Below are 20,380 nucleotides of genomic sequence, written 5' to 3' on the forward strand. Positions count from 1 at the left end.
TACTCATACACGAGACCGGTATACACCTGACGATATAGATAACCGAATGGGTGAGAATGAAATGACTGATTGAAAAAAATTCTAATTAGACCGTTGATGGTAATTTCAAAACCACCAACAATAAAGTATAACCGCCATTCCGAGTGGATTCGAACGCAGCCAAAACCACTCGGAACGGCTAAGATCTGTACTTAACTGAAAAACATAAACTTTAATCCCATAACTGACGGCTATACGAGATCGTCGTATGCAAACAAGTAAAAATTAATGAAAAGGTATTTAACAGTCCTATTTGTTTTCGCTTTTTTGAACGTATTTGGTCAGTCCAAATATGAAATCAAAGGGTTTTCTGAAAAGTATAAGGGGATTCTAACGATTGAAAAAGGTTATGAAAATGAAGTTTTCAAAAAAGGGAATATTGCAATTATTGAATCTAAAACAAATGCAAAAATAGTAGAAATTGACGCTGAGGAATTATTTTTTGATTTGGACTCAATTGGAAACGTTAAAACGAATGTTTTAGAACTACCGTACGGTGAGCAAAGTATATTAATATATCAGGATTTCAATTTTGATGGTATAAAAGATTTGGCTGTGATGGACGGACAATATAGTTGTTATCACGGACCTTCTTTTCAGGTGTACCTTGAAATTGACAATAAACTAATACTTAGCCCGGAGTTTACCCGGTTAGCCCAAGAATACTGTGGAATGTTTCAAACTGATTACGAAACCGAAACCATCCATACTATGACAAAAAGCGGATGTTGTTGGCATCAATTTTCAACATTTAAAGTAGTGAACAACATACCAGCTCCTGTTTTAGTCGTTGAGGAAAATGCTATGGATTTCCCTTTTCATTCAACAATCATAATAGAATGGAATGGCAAGGAAAGGAGTGAAAAAATGGAAAAAACGATAGACCTGGAACAAGACGGTATTACTGAAGTATTTTCCTTCAAACTCACTAAAAATCAGAAAGAGGTTGTCGTATTTAATATAAATGACGAAATACTTAATTATGCGTTGCTTCGACCGGATGGAACGGTTGAGTTTTCGTATCCAATTGAAATGGAATACAAGCATCCCGACTTTAAAATCAATAAAGAAGAAGGTAAATTAATGTTTGAAAATCAAAATGCTACTTACGAAATCTATGAAATCAACAAGCAAAATAAGGTTGAGAAAGTGGGGATACTTGTTAAAGTAAATGGAAAGAGGTACGACTTGAAAGGAGATGTAAATTCTTTGAAAGGAAGTTTAAAAGATATACAAAATGTAAAATTAGACAATGTGATACATGAATAAGCCAGCACACAACAGTATGAATGTGATAACATCAAACGAATAGAATATTAAAAGCCAATGGTTTTAGTTTTAAAAAGAATTTGAATGAAATATAAATTGCCATATTTTGAGAAAATAGACTTAACTCAATTAGACGAATATTATAAAGTTGAAATTGAACAACACGGTCAAAAAATTGGAATAGATTTAAATTTTGAAGGAAAGAAAATTGAATCTGAAATATTTGACTTCATAAAATCAATCCTTGAAAATATTGAGCTTGAAGATTCAAAAAACCGGACTTATATCGCTTCTGATTTCAAAGATGAGCATGGAGATACTGTAAAAGAGTATTTAGAATTCCATATAGAAGAACTAGCCGAGGAACTTTCTGAAATCATGAGTTTTGAAGATGAATCCAAGAGTCATGAAGAACAATTAATGGAAAAGTTGAAACTTGATAGAATTGGATTTTATCCGGATGGAAAATATGGAACGGAGTCATTTGTGGTGTTTGATTATGTAGTGGATAGAAAGTTAAGTGACCAAATAATTGTTGTGAACATTGACATGGAAGGCAAACTCTTATATTTAGCTTGGGAAAGTTAACTAATAACTTTAGGTTATTGTGTGTTCTCCCCTACTCTGAAAGTTCCGTACTCATTCACGCAACTACTCATAGCCTAGACCGTTGGAAGTAATTAAAAAACAAGATAAAACAAATGGAACTCCCAAAATTCAAATACAGTCCAAATGCTTACGAATTAGCATTGTTCGACAAGGTTGATGGAATTTGCTCCGTATGTGAGCAAAAAAGAAATCTAAAATATAATAGTTCTTTTTATAGCATTGATAAGCCCGAATATATTTGTCCTTGGTGCATTTCCAACGGAAAAGCCTCTGAAAAGTATGACGGAGAGTTTAATAGCTATTGCGGAATTGAAGGAGTTTCTCCTGACCCCAATGATCCAAGACCCAACATTCCGGAAAAACTACTTCTTGAAATCGTCTGTAAAACACCAAGTTATTCTTCTTGGCAACAACAACAATGGTTATCCCATTGTAATGAACCTTGTGCATTTATTGGTTATGCTGATGCTGAAACCATAAAACCAATGCTTGACGAACTCAAAGATGATATCGAACATACTATTGGAATAAACCCGGATTACATAAAAAATCACCTTTCGAAAGATGGACATTTAGTGGGTTATTTGTTCAAATGTGTAAAATGTAACAAACATAGATTACACGCAGATTGCGATTAAAAACCACTACGTTTCATATACAAGACCGTTGTATTTCAGTAAAAAAGCGAGAGCATGTATTTAAATAATCTTGAAGGAGAAAAAAAGGAAAAAGCAATTCTATCATTAGGTGAAGATGTAAAGAATGCTGACTTGCTCCTGTCAATAGCTCAATCTGAAAAAGGAAGGTATCAACAAGCAGCATTAAGGGCTTTAGTAAGATTTGATTATCCACCGGCAATCCCTATTTGGAAAAAGCACTTGAAAAGCAAAAGCATGGGTGAAAAAATCTTTTTAGGAGAAACTTCAGACGCTGTGTCAAATCTCATTGCTGAAGAGTTTATAGCTTTCATCTCCCATCTACTCTGCCAGCCTGGTGAATACGTTATGACAGAACAGGAATGGAGGAAATTCAAGACATATCTATCTATAATTTTGGGTAAAGGGAGCTCCAAAACACAAGAAATGTATATGTTGATTGCAGAGAATATGGATAAATTGAGCGAACTCATTTATCGAGTATCGGACAATGGCTTACTCATTAATACATATCTACATTTTTATAAACCGTCTCCTTCTATTGATGATGCTAAAAAAATATTTCCGGCGGTTTTATCTATGTCAATTTTATATAATTTGGATAAAAACCTCATATCGTTGGCTCAAGAGTTATATTCAAAATATAAAGGAAATTGGTTATCACCGGTATTCATAGCCAACTTACTGACCAAACCCTCCAAAGAGGTGTATGAAAAGTTTGCATCATATTTGAAAAACTCCGGAGGAACATATCTAAAGGATACATTCGGAGCATTATTTTTTGATAAAAAAACGCAAAGGCATTCCGGATTGCTATTTTGGGGGCAATATGAATACGGTGAGATCGATACGAGATTCTCGTTTGAAAGAACCTTGTTCGAAAATTTAGAGGAAAGATGGTTTTTTGATTTAACTGAAGCCGTTCAAGAAAAAGTGCCCCTACAAGCGTATCACCGTAGTGGAGTGTGGTACGAGGCTTATGACGAAATGCTGGTAGGAATACTCCCTAACATCATAAGAGATAAAAGAGTAGAGAAAAAATTGAAAGAATACTTCACCGCAAGAGAAAAACAGCATAATGGTTTCAGTACCGTTTACCTTGACGCGCTATATACTTTAAATAGTGATATAACTGAGGAAATCATCAATCGGTACATCCGTTGCAGTGATAATGGGGTTAGCAAATATTCTTTAAGAGTTACAATAAATAACCTGACAAATTGGTCAAACAAAAGAAAAGTTGATTTCTACAATACTCTTTCACCAAAATATGTGATGAGGGAAGAATTAGAAGCATTAAAGGAATAACCAAACGCACAACAAGGTGCATAAATGCATTTTGCACTAAAGGGTTGGCGGTGATAAAAAAATGAAGAATAACATCTTTTACATAGTATCCATATTTCTGACTGTTCTGACAAGTTGTAATGACTCAAAGGAACGTTCGGCTAATAAATCGTATTTACAAGGCTACATATGACAATTTTGAAGAAACTGTTGAACTAAAGGTTTCAGAAGAGGAATACGGATACGATAGAATTACTTATAAAATAAAAATAACGCCAGACAACAACATCTATGAGCAATAACGCCCTACCGGACGCTACTGCTCATAGCCCAGACCGTTGGCAGTAATCAAAAACAGAATATGAAAAATATAGGAGACTTAAGTGCAGATGGTTATGGTATTATGATTTTTTCACCATACATCTTCAATGAATATCTGAAATTAAAAAAATGCAGGGCCAAAAAATTCTTATCTTATTTTGATAAGAATAAAGAATTCTTCTATCAAACCATAAAAGACGGAAAAATCCTTCCTTTATACCAATTAGCCTCTTTTGAATATGATTTATTTGTTTCAATGGATGAAGAAAAAGAAGACATCCCTAAAGAGTATTTGAAAGTATATGAATACAAAGGCTTTTTCATAGAGGTTGGTATAGATGAAAAACTATGTTTTGCCAATTTTGACTTTATGGAATATGAAGGCGAATCGATAAAAAAAGGGATTACTAAAAAAAGTGAACTGATACCAACCGGGGCTGAAGAAATCCTGGAGAATTACAACTCTGCTCTTGAGTTAGAAATCGAGAAAGGAAAATATGCGCTGGATATTATCGGACTAAAGAGAAAAAACAAACTCGAAAGAGAAAGTAAAAATTTTGCTTACCTTTTCAGGTTTACCAAGAAGACTATAGCTAATGAAAATTTCATAAAAGCAGACAATGATACTTGCACATTTGACATTATTCAAAATGAAAAAACGACCACCAACAATGTATAGCCGCCATTATGAAGGATTGTGGGTTAAGACAATGTTGAAACCCTGCAAAAAGCAATACATAAACGGATGCCAAGATTCTGTATACGGTAATAGCGGTTTAAGTGATAAACCAACAGTACATAAAACAAAGATCATTGGTAAACCGAGATTCATCGAGGGTCGTTACTAACACTTAATCTAATATGAAATCAGCTATATTTTCAATATTTATATTCATAGGGCTTTCCATTTTAGTAGCATTCAACACCCCTGATAAAACTCAAAATAATAAGTTTAAAACCGGATGGTATTTCGTATCAAATGATAGTTTAACCGGAATAAGGGTGAATTCGGACTATTATAAGAGAGCATTTTTAATTCACCCGACACCTTTTCTGAGTTGTAAATACTTCAAAAAACTTACGGTTAAAGACACTACATTATATTCTGAAAAAATGGATTTTTTAGAAATCCGGTATAATAAACGTGGAGCAAGGATTTGGGCAAAAGTAACCTCAAGAATGTCAGAAACAGAAGAAAGAGCAGTGTTCATTTATGATGACAAAGTAATCATTGAAGTATTAGCCTCATACAAACAGAAAACGGGAATCTATAGATTACATAACGAAAAATTATCTATAGAGGAATTAAGGGAAATGAAAAAGGGAATAATCAATAACTGTAGGTAACAAAACCAAAACTGTGTTAAAACGCAGTTTAGCCCAACGGTTAGCTGTAATAAGAGCATATTTAAAATTCGTTGCGGGGTACTACTTACCGGATACTAAAATCTTGCAAGTAAATCATGAAAGTAATCACATTCACAAAGCCAGTCAAGAATGAGAGTAATGGCTTGCCAAAATCATATCTTGAATTTATCGGTGAGTATGGGTACGGGACATATTGCGGACTTATTAATATCACCCAACCAGACGAGCAAGTAATTCACCGTACCTTTTCAGAGTTTGACTTTTGGGAGTTTGATAAGAATTTTACCAAGCAAGATCTTAGGAGAGCGATTCAACTTGCTTCCACTACCGATGGCGATATGATCTGTTATGTGGAGAATAAACCGGATCATCTCTTCATTCTCCCGAGGAATTCAGAAACTATTTTGGGTTTTGAAAACCTAAAGGATGTATTTCTTTTCTATCAAGAAAATTATCAGCTTTCCGGTTTGTACTTTGAACCATCCTGGGGAAGAAAAACCGAACTTTTTTCATTGATACATGATGAAAAGCTATTAGATATAAAGGTGCTTCATAAGCAGTTTCTTAAAGATTTCGAATACGATTCCGTAATCGGAAAAGAACAGCCCAAATATGTAATTGAAAAAATTGGAGGTTGGGTAAAATTTGACTTGCTATACAAAAATTCCATAACGATAAGCTATCAGTTCATTGAACATTCGGATAACGCATACTCAACATATTTAGATTATTTAAAAAAAGAAATAAAGCAACTTAAAACATTGTAGGACTAACCGCCTACCGGCAAGCTACACGTTGTTCATACTTTACGTTGTGTGTAACCCTGACAAATAAATGACAAACTATAAAATCACCCTATTTCTGCTTTTGTCACTTGGATTTTTTTCCTGTGACTCCAAGATTAAGTCAAATACCAAAATTGTCGAAACGGAAAATACCAAAACGATGATTTCAGATCCGGTACCGGAGGTAGAAGAAAAAAACCAATATGCTGATACGATTTCTATCAACTACCTTGAAAATAAAAAACTACTTGAGATTTTAAAATTAGTACCTGAAAGTACAATGGGGAGTTGGGAATGGTCTAAAAAAGAAAGGGAGAAAACGGTGGAATTCATAGAAAAAAATAATTTCATCGTGGATACGACCGAAATGTACAATACTATCAAATATATTCAACCAAATACAATTGGAATTCAAGTTGTTGATGGATTTTGGACCTTGTCAATCTATCAATTTGATGAAAACGATTTTTTTGTTGTTACAAATGATATGGTTGGTGATGGAAATGATATACAAACATTCAATTTTATAAATAATAAACTAACACCCACCAAAATGATAAATTGGTTTGGTGAGTTTTACACGAACTTGCTTTTAAACAATTCTACGGATTGTATACAACTATTAGAAGAAAACCTACTGACCTTTGAATACGATTTTAGCGATGAAAATATGGTTGAAATATCCTCGTGGTTATTGAACAAAAATGAGGCTGATCATTGCCTGAAAGGAAATTCAATAAATTACAAGTTAAATAAATCGAAAAGGACATTTGAGGTAACTAAAATCCATTGGAAAGAAAATACAACTGAATAAAAGGCTACACACCACAACATTACAGTAGAATTTTCTAGCGAAAATCCCAATTAAACTTACTACATTAGTCTACGGTGGAAAAACCGGTTAGATTTTTCCGCAACGAAACCACACACAAAAACCGTTGTACTTCATTTATGAAAAATCCTTTCTGGAATACCAAATCAATTTTTACAGTCTTACTTATTCCATTTTCTATTTTCCTTTTAGTAACATCGATCTTGTGGATGTTACTTAGCGAAAATAACGAATATTGGCTGGGCTTAATCTTGATGCCATTTGGAGCAATTGTACTTTGGTTTGCGATGAATTATATGATTCAAACCGACAAGGCATTTAAAAGAAGATTAGTTTTAGAGTTAGATATTAATTGCCCGGCAATAGAATATTTTACTTATTCAAAAAAGGAATGGAATTTATTTGCAAATAAAAATTATACCCGAAAATTAAATCAATATCGAACCGCTTTAATCGTTTTGACTCCCATTATAACATTGTTGTTAATACTTCTGTACAATGAAAATGTAAAAGTCTTTATTACAATAGGCTTTATAGTTTTATTATTAATTACACTTATTTCTTGGCGGGTTGTTAATTCATTAAAAGAATTGAAAGCAAATACTTTAGGACAAGAGAAGCCCGAAGCAAAAATCACTACTTCAGGAATTCTTCTAAATAAAAACCATATCCTATCCTCCTATCATAATCAAGACGGTTGGTTATCTGAATGTACATATGAAACATTTTTAGAAATGAAATGCCTTAATTTTAAAATAAGAAGACCATCGGGTCGAGGTCATAATTTCCAAACCTATCACCTTTTGATACCCCCAAAACAAAGAGAATGAAATTGAGGATATTCTACATAAAATAAATGAAAGTAGAGTATATAAAAACTAATTCCAACACGGTGTAAAAAATGCCGGTAGGAGAGATAAAAGAATTAACGGAAAAGAAAGTAAAACCAGCAAAAAAGCATTTAACTTAAAGCGAACGTTTTGTAAAATCCGTTACACTTCATTTACAGAAAATTATGAAAATAGAATTATATCCCGAATTTGAAGAAGTATTTGAAAATGATGATTTGAAAGGAGTGTTCTATCCTCTTTGCAAAGTGTCTGAAATCAACTCTTCAATGAATAGCCCTTTATTCTTTGTCTCAAGTAATGGAATTTGGGTGAATGAGAATATTAAAAATGAATATAATCAAGCAAGTTTTACTTGTTTTGAAATGAATAACGGAAAATACTCTTTTAAAGGAGATTTAAATGTATATTTAGGTTATGAACAAGCGCCAAAAATAATTGAGAATTTAGAAGCTGATTTTAAACAGAATGGTGAGAGATATTTGGCTCAAAAAATAAAAACCGAATCCTATATCCAAAACATTCTGGAGAACTACAACCTCGATTTCGGAGAATTAGATGCGAAATATTTTTTACAGACCTTTTACCAGTTTTCAATCAATAAACTAATCTATCAAAAGACGGGGAATTTTGGAGCCTTTAACCAAATTATATATGATTGGGATCAACCCGATGAAAGCCCGATTATTTATGAAATAAAAAATGATAACACTACGGGGTATGCAGACATAGAAATAAATAAAGAATATTTTTTTCCCAAGTCTATTGAAATTGAAAAGTATGAAAAAGTTGGATTTGTGATCGGACACGAGTTCTTTACAGATGGAAATGATACTTATCTGATTTATGACAAAGAAAACCATAGAGCGATTTGTATAAATCACTATTCATAGAAAACGAACGAACAACAATGCTATAGGGAATTTTCAACTTGAAGGAGTGCAAAGTTAAGTTGCTCATTCACGTAACTACTTATAGCCGGAACCGTTATAGGTATTGAGGTTATGTATTAAACCAAATACACAAAAACCATATGATGAAACATAATTACTTTGGTAAAATAATAGAAGATGAATGGGCAAGTTTTCACCCGGAAAAAGAAACGTTGATTCCATATTTTGATAAAAAAATCAGAGTTTATTTAGGAGCCGAATATGATGAAGATGGGGAAGAAATGACAACTCCACCGACTCCTCAGCAACTGGATGAATTTGCTCAAACCTTGGAAAGGTTCTTGACGGATATTGATAAAGTGATCATTGATATCCAACAATCGGCATTTGATTATTATCAAAGAATTTATGCCCGTTATTATGAAAAACCTTTTGAAGTGATTTTTGAGAATTCAAAAGTTCAAAAATGCAAAGATGAAGAACTTCATCCTCCTCTGAATATTGACACAAAGGAAAAACATTTTGAATATATGAAAGGCATTGTGGAAGGTATTAGGATTTGGGATAATCAAACACTAAAAATTCCTATCCGTTATGACCTTGATGAAGAACACGGTATGGAAGTTAAAATTGAAAATAATAAAGTAATTGCTGTTGGAGGAATTGCAACTACTTAGGACATATTTAAATTCGTAAATAAAAAAGCCAACCCATAACAATGGCTATAGGTAATAATGGGTGAATACTCGTTTTGCAAAGTTGTAGTGGGAACCCTCCACTACTCATAACCAAATCAGTTAGTCGAAACATTACAAAACATTATGCAGGTAAACAAACAACTAATTCAGCAACTAAATGAGTTACATGAATCGGACAATCATGATAAAATCATTCAAACAATTGAAGAATTTTCTAAATCTGAATTAAACTACGAACTGAAAAACCTATTAGGGCGAGCCTACAACAATATTTCAGAGTACCAAAAAGCGCTCGAAATTCTTTTGTCCGAAAGTGTTAACGGATTGGATGACGCATTATGGAATTTTAGGGTTGGGTATGCTTACTATTATAACAATGAACCCGGGAAAGCACTACCCTATTTTCAAAAAAGCTCTGCGTTAGGGGATACTACTGCAAAAGACTTCGAGAAATGGTGCATCGAAGAAATAAACCAAGATGCTCAACAAATCATTCAAACCAAATCAAAAATGACATTAAACAACATTGCGTGGAGTTTTTCATCCAAATTTTATACTGACTCTGAAGAATTTAATCAAAAAGTTATAAACTACCAAAAAGGCATTTACACAACTGACGAGCAATGGAAACCGAATGAAATAGTGTTTGAATTGCCCGAATTACAAATTCAGTATATGGCCTGGATTACAAAACCAACTGACCTACTTGAAAATGAAAGGTTAATTGAGGATGACGAAAATACCTTCGAAGAATACCCGGACGAAGATCAACATCAAGTGGAAATTATAGCCAAACTTAAGGCTGATAATGGAAAAAACTTCACGGCTTTAGAGTTCTTGATGAAAGCACATAACCAACAAACAAACAAAAAACTTGGCGACCATGTTTTTTTTGAAGGAACAGATGAAGAACCCGAAATGATTGACAACCTGCCAACTTGTTTTATATCCTGTGGAAGTTAAAAACAAAAAGCAGCTGCCAACAAAAGCATAACAACTGACGGAATGTTGTTATGCGACATCATTCGGAGGAGGAAGAAGATTATGGGTAGCGGAATACTTTAACAAAGGAGAAGTAAAAATGGATGTCGAAAAATTATTTGATGAAATAGATGGAAAACCTCAAGAGTTGACGGAAGACAACCTAATTAAATTCCAAAATGAATGGAATTTGCCACTTTCAGATGTTGAAATAGATGATTTAAAGAAAAATGACATTAAACCATCATATTGGACTGACAAAACTTACGGAGAGTGGAAACCAAAAAAGTTCGAAGATTGGACTTTTCCAAAAGGAAATTTTCCAAAAGAATTTATTGAATTGATAAAAGGGTATAGCGGTTGCTGTTTCATAAAAGGAGAAAGAGAATTTAGTATTTTTGCTCCAAATGAATTAAGAAAAATGAATATAGCCTACGAACTGCCCGAATATATTGACGGAGCCGTCTCTTTTGGTTTAGATGGTTCCGGTAATCATATAATCTTTGATATGCGTCCGGAAGATAAGGATACCGAATATAAAATCTACGGTGTTCATTCTAGCTATTTAGAATGGGAAGGAGCTAAACTGATCGCAAATGACTTTAGGGAGTTTATCAATGGCACCGAAAACATAGATGAACTGGTGAATGGGTAAAAAAGTCTGCAAGAAATAACGGTTTAAGTGGTAAAGCAAAATTCAGTGCAAAACTGAAAGTTAGCGAATAAAAATCCGCTACAGCTCATAACTTAGACCGTTAGCAGTACGATCAAAAAAATCAGAATTCAAATAAGATGATTGAATTAAGAAAGGAAATTGAACCTCAAATTGACAAAGCGGAAGAAATTTATCCTCGTATTTTAAAATGCCTCTTAGATTACACAAAATATGTTGATGAAAACGGTGATGAAGAAAATAAAGAGTATCAAAGAGTAGTTGCTTATTTGACTCAATTAACGGGCAAAAATATTGAGGAATCTGATTATGCGATATGGGAATACTGGGAAGCAGACGGTGAACATAGAGAATCCTTTAAAATCGCATTGCCACACCCTATGATTGTTGACAACCTCACCAAAGAAGAATTAACTGAAATTGTATTCAGAATTACCTCGATGAAATTACCTGAATACTTAAAAACTGACTTTATTGAAAAGAATGGATTTGAATGGGAAATTTGTGATTATTATCACCAACTTCTCAAAATAAATTTTAAAAAGTATAACTATCGAATATTTAATCGACAAAAAGATGCAAATGGGGAATGGTACGAACCATCAACCGAGGAAATTGTAGAAAAGATAGGGGGATAAAACACTACTGCCAACACGCTGTATAAAACATCGCTAGTAACTACGCCACAAAAGGTTTGTCCTTGTTTACAAAGACCAGCAAATTTTTAATGCAGCTATTGTTAATCCGTTTTTTTTACACGCTACTACTCATACACGAGACCATTCCAAACCAGAAAAGGCATTATAAAATCAAAAGGACTACGATGATTAAAAAAAAATCAATTATTGTATTATGTTTATTCACTTCTTGTTTTTCCAAAGCTCAAGAAACGATTACTAGAGAACCCGTTACCGAATCGATGGTTATAGAACAAGAAAAGTTATGCAAAGACAAAAACGAAATTCAAAAAATAGAAAATGAAATTGAATCTTTTTTAGATACGGTAAGTATTGAGCACTTAAAAAAACAAGTGAATGATAACTTAACTTATTATTTAAATAACAGAGGTACCATCCTTGAAGCACTTAATAACAATCAAAAAGAAATAGATAAAAGAATTAATAGTGAATTGAAATTATACTTACCCAACGAAGAAAAATATATTGACAAGGAAAATATACATTTGAAATTAGTAAACAACAACCATATACAATATAGAGATACCATACAAAAAGGTACTTACTTTAATCAACTTTTTGAATACAATAAATCTTTTATTAAACCTCAGGTAATGAATAGCGGGTTTGCTACTTATAATTTTGAAAATGAAGAAACTACCCTACCCTACTATTCTTTAAATTCTCATTCTGAACAGGATTTGAGAATTATGAATATTTATTATCATGATGGCACTGAAAAGAATGTTCCGGTTCCAATTGAACCCCATTCGTTTCCTTTGAATTCTATTCCAGTTGAGAAAATGAAACATGTTGATAGTTTACAAATGGAGTTCAAAATCAGGTACTTAACCAAAATTGATTCAATTCATTTTGAAAAGAATGAAATAGGAGTACAAAAAGGGGCTTTTAAACTTCTTAAAATGGAAGACAACTATGTAGAATATGAAACACCGAATGCTTATGACCCCTATCTTGAAGCATACTATTATACTAATGAAGGAAGAGCCTTAAAAACCAGATTCAGTATAAGTAATTTGTCTGTTGAGACACCAGAACAAGAATACAATGAAATGCTAAATTATATAAAAATCACTTCTGAATACATAAACGGTGTAAATACAAAAGAACAAGCATTTCTTACATTAAAATACTTAGATCTAAAAAACCATAACGGTTCTCTTAAAAACGCTAAAAAAGACAGAGTAACCTTAGAAGGAAATGTTAATTCTTTTACTTTATATGTAGAAAACAGAAGTGATACAATTACCTTCCTAACCACACTCAAAAATAACTCCCCGGTAAAAGGACTTTATCTGCATAAATTAGAAGATAAAACAGAGTTTATCAACAAAGATGGAAAAGTAATTACCTCAATCCCATCTTCTATTAATTTTGTATATTCACAACAAACAGGCTATCACTCTGATAAATATTTCTACACGAAAGGTATTGAGGAAAGAGACTATTATTACCTCGACCAAGACAAACAAGTTGTTTCTCAACTTCCTTATTCTCAAATAGAATATTTATGCCCATCCATATTGCTCGCTAGAGAAAAAGGAAAAGAGGGTTTTCAACTATTATCTGCAGAGGATAACCGGTTATTATCAGACAAAACATTTACCCGTTATATTGTTCAGCGCTATACCGGTGTAGGAATTCTCCTCTATAATGACGAAGGCAGTTTCTTGCTCTATGATCAAAATGACAAATTGGTTACTGAAAACTCTAAAACAGTCACCGAAATCACTCTCAAAAAAGCATCATCTTATTAGTTTTTAGAGCAGCTGTATACTTGCAAAGTAAATGCTAACGCACACGACTACTCATAATCGTGTGCGTTAACTATAATTAAAACTTAGTACCTAAAAAATGAAAATACCTGAAAAAATAAAAGAGTTTATAGAAAAACGGATTGAATTAGAAAACTTTTGCCTTCCTCACTTTTATCCTGAAATAGATTCATTTGAAGCTTTCCAAGTTGGATATAAAATTCATGGAAATACAGGTGAAAAAATTACCGGAGAAGATCAAGGTGATTTTCGGGAAAGTTGGTTTGTTATATGCTCAGGTTATTCGAATGATCCGTTTTTCATCGATATTCATGAAGAAAATGAAAATTTTCCGGTGTACTTTGCATGGCATGGAGCCGGAAGTTGGAACCCAATCAAAGTATCGAATAGTATACATGAGTTTTCTAATCAGCTGGAATGGTTAAAGGAAATCGAATCGATGGATGAAAACATCCAAAAGAGGATAAAAGACAAAATGGACTTAAGCAATAAATTTTGGGCCGAGGTTTATAGTGAATATGAGGAATGCGAAGACGAATGATCGCTACGGCTAACGAAGTGAATGTTGTTTCCACCGGTTGCCGGTAACAAGGGCAGAGTTCTTTACCAAAGGAAGTGAAAGTATTTTTTACGACCTTTGAGTGATGGCAATACTACAAAGCTCATCCCATGGTCAATTTTTTCTTAGAGCATGTTTAAATTTTACCCTTTGGGCCAAAAAAGAATTTTAACCATACTCTTATTGAAAGAGCATAGCCAAAATTATCAATAAAATAGACAGTAAAATATTTCGAAGTTTTTTCAGTGCTTCGTGCAACAGGTTTTTGACGGATTGTTTATTAAGCCCCATTACCGCGGCAATTTCTTCATGGCTAAGTCCTTGAAAAAACTTAAGGTAAATTACTTCTTTTTGGCGTTTGGAGAGTTGAATTAAGGCTTGATGGAGCTGTTCTGACTGCTCTTGGGTACTTTGTTGCCGGATGATTTCATCTTCAATAGAAAAGGTGATTGCAGTTTGTTCCGGGGCGGCTTCCTCCCCCACCAAATGCCTTCTGGAACTCAGCCTCCGGATAATACGCAAACGAACCGCTTTCATCAAATAGGGCTTTACTCTCCGCACATCCGAAACGGATTCGCGTTTTTCCCAGATATCCACAAATACTTCCTGTATACAGTCTTCTGCAACGACAATACTTCCCGCAATCCGTTTTCCATAAAAATATAAGTCGTTATAGTACAGTTTGAGCAATTGGGTAAAAGCTTTCTGACTTCCATTTTTCATCTTTCCCCAAAGTTCATGGTCACTATATTGACTGGTTGGTAAAGCGGTCATTTGTTTTGTACAGGCTGAAAAAAATTAGAATCCACGAAGTAAGTAATTTTTTCGAACAATAAAAGAATACTGTTCAAACGGTTGCTTAGACAAAATCCCTCTGGCTAGTTTCCGACCGAGGGATTTTGTTCTATTTCACTCAATACCAGCAACAATCCTTTGGAGTTTATGAGTTGACTTCTGCTTGTTGGGATGCAATTTTACCATCTTTGATTTCGATGGTACGATCGGCCATTTGGGCAAATGCTTCGTTATGGGTCACAATTACGAAAGTTTGATTAAACCTTTCTCTTAACTGAAAGAATAATTGATGCAATTCCTCGGCATTGTGCGAATCCAGATTTCCACTAGGTTCATCGGCAAACACAATTTTCGGGTCATTGACCAAAGCCCGCGCAACTGCCGTACGCTGTTGCTCTCCTCCTGACATTTCCGATGGCCGGTGTTCTGCTCTATGGGATATGTTCAACATTTCCATCAATTCTTTTACCCTGTGCTCCAGCTTTTTAGGATCCTGGTGGGCAATTAATCCCGGCATACTGATATTTTCAAAAGCCGTAAATTCCGGCAATAAATTATGAAATTGGAAAACAAAACCGATTTGTTGGTTTCTAAATTTTGCCAATTGGTCATCTGCCAAGCTAAACAAATTCGTATTCTGTATCCATACCTCTCCGTTTTCAGGGGTATCGAGTGTTCCTAATATATGCAACAAGGTACTTTTACCCGCTCCGGATGCTCCTACAATGGACACCACTTCTCCGGTTTTCACTTCCAGATCTATCCCCTTCAGTACCTGTAAATTTTTATAACTTTTTGTGATATTTTTTGCCTTTAACATGCCCATAGGAATTGAGTTCGTCTCAAAAATACAAATTTGTCCTTAGCTTACCATATTCTGTCACCAGCCCCAAACTCATTGTTCCAAAAAGCGAGGTTTCAAATGCTCTTTTACTCTTTATAATTTACCTCTATTCCGTTGAGATAACGGTGCATTCGGTTAGCGCATCTTGCCCTCAATCAGTGCACGTTACTAATTGACAAGCCAAGGGGTCAAGTGCGATCATAGCTAATATTGATCCAGGAAATTTTGCCGTTTTCTACGTTCGGCTACATAACGCATGATTCCCCGGTAATAACTATTAGCAACTTGCACTACCCTGGGAGCTATTTGCCCTTTTTGCAAATTGTTTTTATCCAAAGCTTTCAGTTCATGTTCATTGTCTTGTAGCAAGGGTTCCGCATAGCATATGGGCGTATTCAATAAACGGCACAAGCGTAAATTACGGGCATAGACCCCTTCATTGATTCTTAGACTGGTCACTTTCAGGTAAGAGGGCTCCTCTGAAGTACTCACCGGAGGAACTTTCAGGTAGGTTTTGAATTCTCCCATCACTTTTTCTGATAAATTAACGGACTCTTGGATGTGATCAGAAAGCAAGATGCGTATAAAGTCAAAGCGATCAAGAGAGGTTTTTAATTCATGCTTCATATAAGCTCCCGGCACGAAGACCATACTGAAATTACGTTTACTGGGCTTTTTCCAGCCTACATTTTTTTCATCCGCATTGTAATGGATCACTACGGTAAAGTGCGGTTTAAAATAATTGATTTTATCTGCCCTGGCGTCCAGATCCGCCCGTAAAAAATACATCCGGTAGAGCATGGAAGCCGATGTGTTCTTGAGTTGATTTTTCAATTGGGAATTGGCTACCCCGGCCTTCTTCATGGCCTCGGGTAATTTGGTTTCTTTCCAATGGTCAAAAGAAATCCCCAGAGCACTGTAGTTGCCTTTGTGGCGGGTCATCATTACTTCCGCTCCCATTTTTTCCAGGCTGTCTCTCAACACAAAAGCCGTTGCCAGGTTTAGCTCCCCTTCAAAAAAACTATATTCCTTGCCTCCCGGACCTTTCATGTTCACAAACCGTCCCTCCTCTTTCGCTACGTCCAAATCGCCCGCTATATGTCCGGGGTCAATTGCAATTCGCAAGCCGGAAAGAGGCAAATCACGACTAACCGGCACAAAATAATGATTTTGCTCTAAGATATTGATGGTCATCAACATACTTTGATCGAAGGGTGAAGTGCCTTTTGCCCGGTATAGCTCGAACTGATAAGACCTGTCGGCATATTTGATCAACTTCTTAAAATCCTCCAATTCGCTCCAGGCCAAAAAAAATTCCGGTTTATTAAGTTGTTTATCTCTAAAGGAGGCAAACATTGCAACCCCACGTTGGTCAATCCGGAAAAAGTTATGTACCTGACTATCTTTTACCAAATACTTTTTGGCTTTTTCCGAATAGTGGTTTGCTAAAGCGTTGGCATCCTTCTTCTCTTCCGGGACCAAAAGGGGAAATAACCACAGCCAAATGTAAAGTATTATCATATGAACTGTTCATTTACAATTACTGCTAGCTGAATCATCAGAATTGGTTTCTGAGCAACTCTCCTACAATTTAATTTAACAAAGATAAGAATCAATATGTTTGGATCTTACATCTGGGCCGAGGAAGATGAAGCGTAAGACGAATGCTCCGGAGGGAAGAAGAAATCAAAGTGACGGTCTAGAACATAAAATACCACAAAGACTCTAAGACACGAATAGTTAATTTATAACTCATTTTTTTGTGTGAATCTCAGTGTCTTTGTGGCTATATACCTCCTTTTCAGGTAGACTTTTGTTACCTAAAAAAGAATTAGCTACCAGGTTAATTCCACGGTGCTTACCACAGCCCGGTGATCAGAGGGGTAGTTTTCAATTTTAATGTCCGAATATTCGCTCACTTCTCCTACAATCTTAGTATCCAGCACTTTTACCTGCTCACCTTTTACCAACACAAAGTCAATCCGGTCCAATACATCTTCTCCGTTTTTCTCATCTTCCGGTGTTGAAAGCGGGGTCCAGGTATCGCCCGGGTACTTGGCTTCATCCGGGAAAATCGTACGGTACGCATCTACAAAACCCAAACCTTCAAAAGCTTTGGTAGCAGGCCACTCTACTTTGATTTGCACCACACCTGCTTCGGCGGCCTTTTCTGTCCAGTCAAGATGGGAGGGCTCGTTGAAATCTCCAGTCATGAACATGGGAGCATTCTCTCCGGCCACTTTGTTCATTTCGGTAAGTATGGTTTCTACTTCACCTTTGCGCGCTTCATTGGCCCAGCGGATCGCTTCCTCTTCGGTTTTGATATACGGATAGTCACCGTACTTAATTTCGGCCAATTGATACGGTTGGTAAGGAATATGAATAAAGTGAGCATTGAAAAAATACACATGTTTTCCGTTGGGCAATTCGATTTTCACTCCGGTTTGGTTTGGCAACTCCTCCACGATTTTATATTTACTGATGATAGAAGCGCCCCCTTTCTGCCTGAAATGATGCCAGCCCCACTTTTCCGCAATAATTTTTGAATTATCCGGGCGGTTTTGGTATTGCTCTTCTCCCGCATTGGGATTGAATCCATCCGGTTCCGATATACCGACTATTTCTGCCCCGGCTTTTTGAATTACTTCCATGGTCTTCTCCAGTGGCTGCTTACCTGCATCTCCCCCATGCCAGAGATTATAAGCCATTACTTTGAGTCTTGTTTTCTCTTTCTTGGCCGCATTTGTTTTTTGCGTGTCTTCTGAGGAAGGTTTGGAACAAGCGAGCATTCCCAAAAGCCCCAAACATAAAATTGTCAAATTCCTGATCATGCGAAAATTATATTTGAATTTACAAAATAGGGATGAGCAATGTCTTGCCCATCCCTGTTAGGTTAACTATTTAAATACTCCCAATGATGAATGGAGCTTACTTTTTCAAATCCGAACACAGTCAAAAAGTTTTATTCCGGTTTTAAAATCCACATCACAGCATTGATATGATCATTGCCATCGAATTGGCGCTGAATAGCTTCCACTGCATGAGTCGTATTCAAATTCAACTCCTCTTGAGGATACATCCAACGCTTCGGAATCCGGCTATTGTTCATCATTCCTCCGCCACTGGTATCAAACTCAGGAATGCCGGTTCTTCTTTGATTATAGAAAGGCTCCCATCCTGAATTCAAGAACATAGCCAAATACTTTTGGGTCAGGATCATTTCCAACCCTTTATTGGCATCGTACATAACTTCAGCCTGGTTTTGATACGCGGTAATCGCGGCCGCTTCAATTCCATAAAATTCCATAGAAGCCTTTATTCCTTTTTGATAATGTACCTCCGCATCAGCAGCAATCCAACCCCGGGCAGCGGCTTCTGCCAAAGTGAATTCCACTTCGGCATAACTCAATACCACACTGGGCTCATTGGTTGCCTCCTGATAATAACGGGGATGGATTTGAGAGCCTTCTTTCAAGATATTGATCCGGTTGCTGTTTTCCCCTTGGGTTTCACTTCCTTTCAAACCTGAATACGCATCAAAGTCAGTAGGCTCCAATCCGGCATCCTGTGACTTTTGATCAGGTTCGGCTATCTTAAATAAGCGAGGGTCTTGACGGTCTTTTAAATGATTGATAAAAGACTCTTCCATATAGTAAGCCGTTTGGATCCCATTGTTATTGAACAACGGATAACGGTTCCCTTCCAAATCGTGATAAGTCAAGGCAAAATTATCTGCATTGTCCGTGAAAATAGGATAGGTATCAGGGTTTTCAACCATTTCTTTGAACTGTCCTTCCACATCCACTTCCGACCAACCTTCTTTATGAGACAAACTGATCAGTATTCTTAAACGGAAAGAATTGATCATCTTTTTCCATTGAAGAATGTCTCCACCGTATACCACATCCCCTGCAATTTCTCCTTTGTTGGCATCCAATTCCTCATTCGCTTCTTTCAACTCTTTTACTACCTTCGCATAAATATCTTTTTGTCGATCGTATACCGGAGTATAATTTTCTTCAAACCCGGCCATGGCTTCTGAGTAAGGTACATCGCCAAAGGTTTGGGTTAAATTGATGATAATGAACGAACGGAAAAACTTGGCCAAGGCCAGATAATTCTCCTGTTCCAACCGCTGGGCTTCTTGTTCCATCTTATAGACTTGGCGCAACTGTTCATAAGCGCCAAAACTACTCCTTTGCCAGCCATAGTATTGGCTGGTACTTGCACCGTCAATATTGACCATCTGGCGGACAGCCAGTGCAGAAGAAAGGGAGATCTGCGGCATGGTGGATGTTTCCAAGTTGGTCAAGATAAGATCGGGATTGACTTCTGTTGCCCGGTTAGGGTCCAATTGCAATTCGTCAAAGGTTTGGCAAGCCCCAAAGACCAGCACCAAAGCAATTGCATATATATAATTAAAGATTTTCATAATATCAGATTTCCAAGG

At 35.7% G+C, this 20,380-nt stretch carries 21 protein-coding genes; 16 read left to right on the top strand and 5 right to left on the bottom strand.

Features of this window, described 5'->3' with window-relative positions; translation table 11 throughout:
* The first annotated feature begins 267 nt into the window (after window positions 1–267).
* The 16 genes from AAG747_RS04685 (at window position 268) to AAG747_RS04760 (ending at window position 14,273) form a co-directional block, all read left to right on the top strand.
* Window positions 268–1,308: an XAC2610-related protein gene (locus AAG747_RS04685; RefSeq protein ID WP_346819976.1), complete on the top strand. Its 1,041-nt coding sequence runs from the start codon at window positions 268–270 to the stop codon at window positions 1,306–1,308.
* A gap of 84 nt (window positions 1,309–1,392) precedes the next feature.
* A complete protein-coding gene (locus AAG747_RS04690; protein ID WP_346819977.1) occupies window positions 1,393–1,896 on the top strand; it encodes a DUF2004 domain-containing protein in 504 nt (167 codons plus the stop codon).
* A gap of 113 nt (window positions 1,897–2,009) precedes the next feature.
* Window positions 2,010–2,555, top strand: a complete 546-nt coding sequence (locus AAG747_RS04695; RefSeq protein WP_346819978.1) for a CbrC family protein — start codon at window positions 2,010–2,012, stop codon at window positions 2,553–2,555.
* 54 nt (window positions 2,556–2,609) lie between these two features.
* Window positions 2,610–3,881 carry a HEAT repeat domain-containing protein gene (locus AAG747_RS04700; protein WP_346819979.1) on the top strand — a complete coding sequence of 424 codons (1,272 nt, stop codon included), beginning with the start codon at window positions 2,610–2,612 and terminating at the stop codon, window positions 3,879–3,881.
* A 340-nt stretch (window positions 3,882–4,221) separates the two neighbouring features.
* Window positions 4,222–4,860, top strand: a complete 639-nt coding sequence (locus tag AAG747_RS04705; protein ID WP_346819980.1) for a hypothetical protein — start codon at window positions 4,222–4,224, stop codon at window positions 4,858–4,860.
* Window positions 4,861–5,042: 182 nt separating this feature from the next.
* Window positions 5,043–5,528, top strand: a complete 486-nt coding sequence (locus AAG747_RS04710) for a hypothetical protein (protein ID WP_346819981.1) — start codon at window positions 5,043–5,045, stop codon at window positions 5,526–5,528.
* A 116-nt stretch (window positions 5,529–5,644) separates the two neighbouring features.
* The gene (locus tag AAG747_RS04715) at window positions 5,645–6,316 is read left to right on the top strand and encodes a hypothetical protein (RefSeq protein WP_346819982.1); all 672 of its coding nucleotides are present in this window, start codon (window positions 5,645–5,647) and stop codon (window positions 6,314–6,316) included.
* 67 nt (window positions 6,317–6,383) lie between these two features.
* The gene (locus tag AAG747_RS04720) at window positions 6,384–7,148 is read left to right on the top strand and encodes a hypothetical protein (RefSeq protein ID WP_346819983.1); all 765 of its coding nucleotides are present in this window, start codon (window positions 6,384–6,386) and stop codon (window positions 7,146–7,148) included.
* 137 nt (window positions 7,149–7,285) lie between these two features.
* Complete coding sequence (locus AAG747_RS04725; RefSeq protein WP_346819984.1) at window positions 7,286–7,996, top strand: hypothetical protein; 711 nt, start codon at window positions 7,286–7,288, stop codon at window positions 7,994–7,996.
* Between the two features lie 185 nt (window positions 7,997–8,181).
* A complete protein-coding gene (locus tag AAG747_RS04730; protein ID WP_346819985.1) occupies window positions 8,182–8,907 on the top strand; it encodes a hypothetical protein in 726 nt (241 codons plus the stop codon).
* 140 nt (window positions 8,908–9,047) lie between these two features.
* Window positions 9,048–9,584, top strand: coding sequence for a DUF6985 domain-containing protein (locus AAG747_RS04735; protein ID WP_346819986.1), 537 nt, complete (start codon window positions 9,048–9,050; stop codon window positions 9,582–9,584).
* Between the two features lie 144 nt (window positions 9,585–9,728).
* On the top strand, window positions 9,729–10,568 hold the full coding sequence (locus AAG747_RS04740; RefSeq protein WP_346819987.1) for a hypothetical protein: 840 nt from the start codon (window positions 9,729–9,731) through the stop codon (window positions 10,566–10,568).
* 118 nt (window positions 10,569–10,686) lie between these two features.
* The gene (locus AAG747_RS04745) at window positions 10,687–11,241 is read left to right on the top strand and encodes an SMI1/KNR4 family protein (protein ID WP_346819988.1); all 555 of its coding nucleotides are present in this window, start codon (window positions 10,687–10,689) and stop codon (window positions 11,239–11,241) included.
* A 137-nt stretch (window positions 11,242–11,378) separates the two neighbouring features.
* Window positions 11,379–11,897 carry a hypothetical protein gene (locus AAG747_RS04750; RefSeq protein ID WP_346819989.1) on the top strand — a complete coding sequence of 173 codons (519 nt, stop codon included), beginning with the start codon at window positions 11,379–11,381 and terminating at the stop codon, window positions 11,895–11,897.
* A 185-nt stretch (window positions 11,898–12,082) separates the two neighbouring features.
* Window positions 12,083–13,714, top strand: coding sequence for a hypothetical protein (locus AAG747_RS04755; RefSeq protein WP_346819990.1), 1,632 nt, complete (start codon window positions 12,083–12,085; stop codon window positions 13,712–13,714).
* A 97-nt stretch (window positions 13,715–13,811) separates the two neighbouring features.
* The gene (locus AAG747_RS04760; protein WP_346819991.1) at window positions 13,812–14,273 is read left to right on the top strand and encodes a hypothetical protein; all 462 of its coding nucleotides are present in this window, start codon (window positions 13,812–13,814) and stop codon (window positions 14,271–14,273) included.
* A 198-nt stretch (window positions 14,274–14,471) separates the two neighbouring features.
* Here the strand turns inward: AAG747_RS04760 and AAG747_RS04765 are convergent, their stop codons facing one another.
* The 5 genes from AAG747_RS04765 to AAG747_RS04785 all read right to left on the bottom strand — a co-directional run bounded on the left by AAG747_RS04765 (window position 14,472) and on the right by AAG747_RS04785 (window position 20,362).
* Window positions 14,472–15,065 carry an RNA polymerase sigma factor gene (locus tag AAG747_RS04765; RefSeq protein ID WP_346819992.1) on the bottom strand — a complete coding sequence of 198 codons (594 nt, stop codon included), beginning with the start codon at window positions 15,063–15,065 and terminating at the stop codon, window positions 14,472–14,474.
* A 166-nt stretch (window positions 15,066–15,231) separates the two neighbouring features.
* Entirely contained in the window at window positions 15,232–15,906 is a 675-nt protein-coding gene (locus AAG747_RS04770) for an ABC transporter ATP-binding protein (protein ID WP_346819993.1), read from the bottom strand.
* Between the two features lie 228 nt (window positions 15,907–16,134).
* Window positions 16,135–17,451: an N-acetylmuramoyl-L-alanine amidase gene (locus AAG747_RS04775; RefSeq protein WP_346819994.1), complete on the bottom strand. Its 1,317-nt coding sequence runs from the start codon at window positions 17,449–17,451 to the stop codon at window positions 16,135–16,137.
* A 314-nt stretch (window positions 17,452–17,765) separates the two neighbouring features.
* Window positions 17,766–18,761 carry an endonuclease/exonuclease/phosphatase family protein gene (locus AAG747_RS04780; protein ID WP_346819995.1) on the bottom strand — a complete coding sequence of 332 codons (996 nt, stop codon included), beginning with the start codon at window positions 18,759–18,761 and terminating at the stop codon, window positions 17,766–17,768.
* 131 nt (window positions 18,762–18,892) lie between these two features.
* Window positions 18,893–20,362: a SusD/RagB family nutrient-binding outer membrane lipoprotein gene (locus AAG747_RS04785; protein WP_346819996.1), complete on the bottom strand. Its 1,470-nt coding sequence runs from the start codon at window positions 20,360–20,362 to the stop codon at window positions 18,893–18,895.
* Window positions 20,363–20,380 lie beyond the last annotated feature (18 nt).

Origin of the sequence: Rapidithrix thailandica, from assembly GCF_039710355.1 — a bacterium.
GTDB lineage: Bacteria > Bacteroidota > Bacteroidia > Cytophagales > Flammeovirgaceae > Rapidithrix > Rapidithrix thailandica.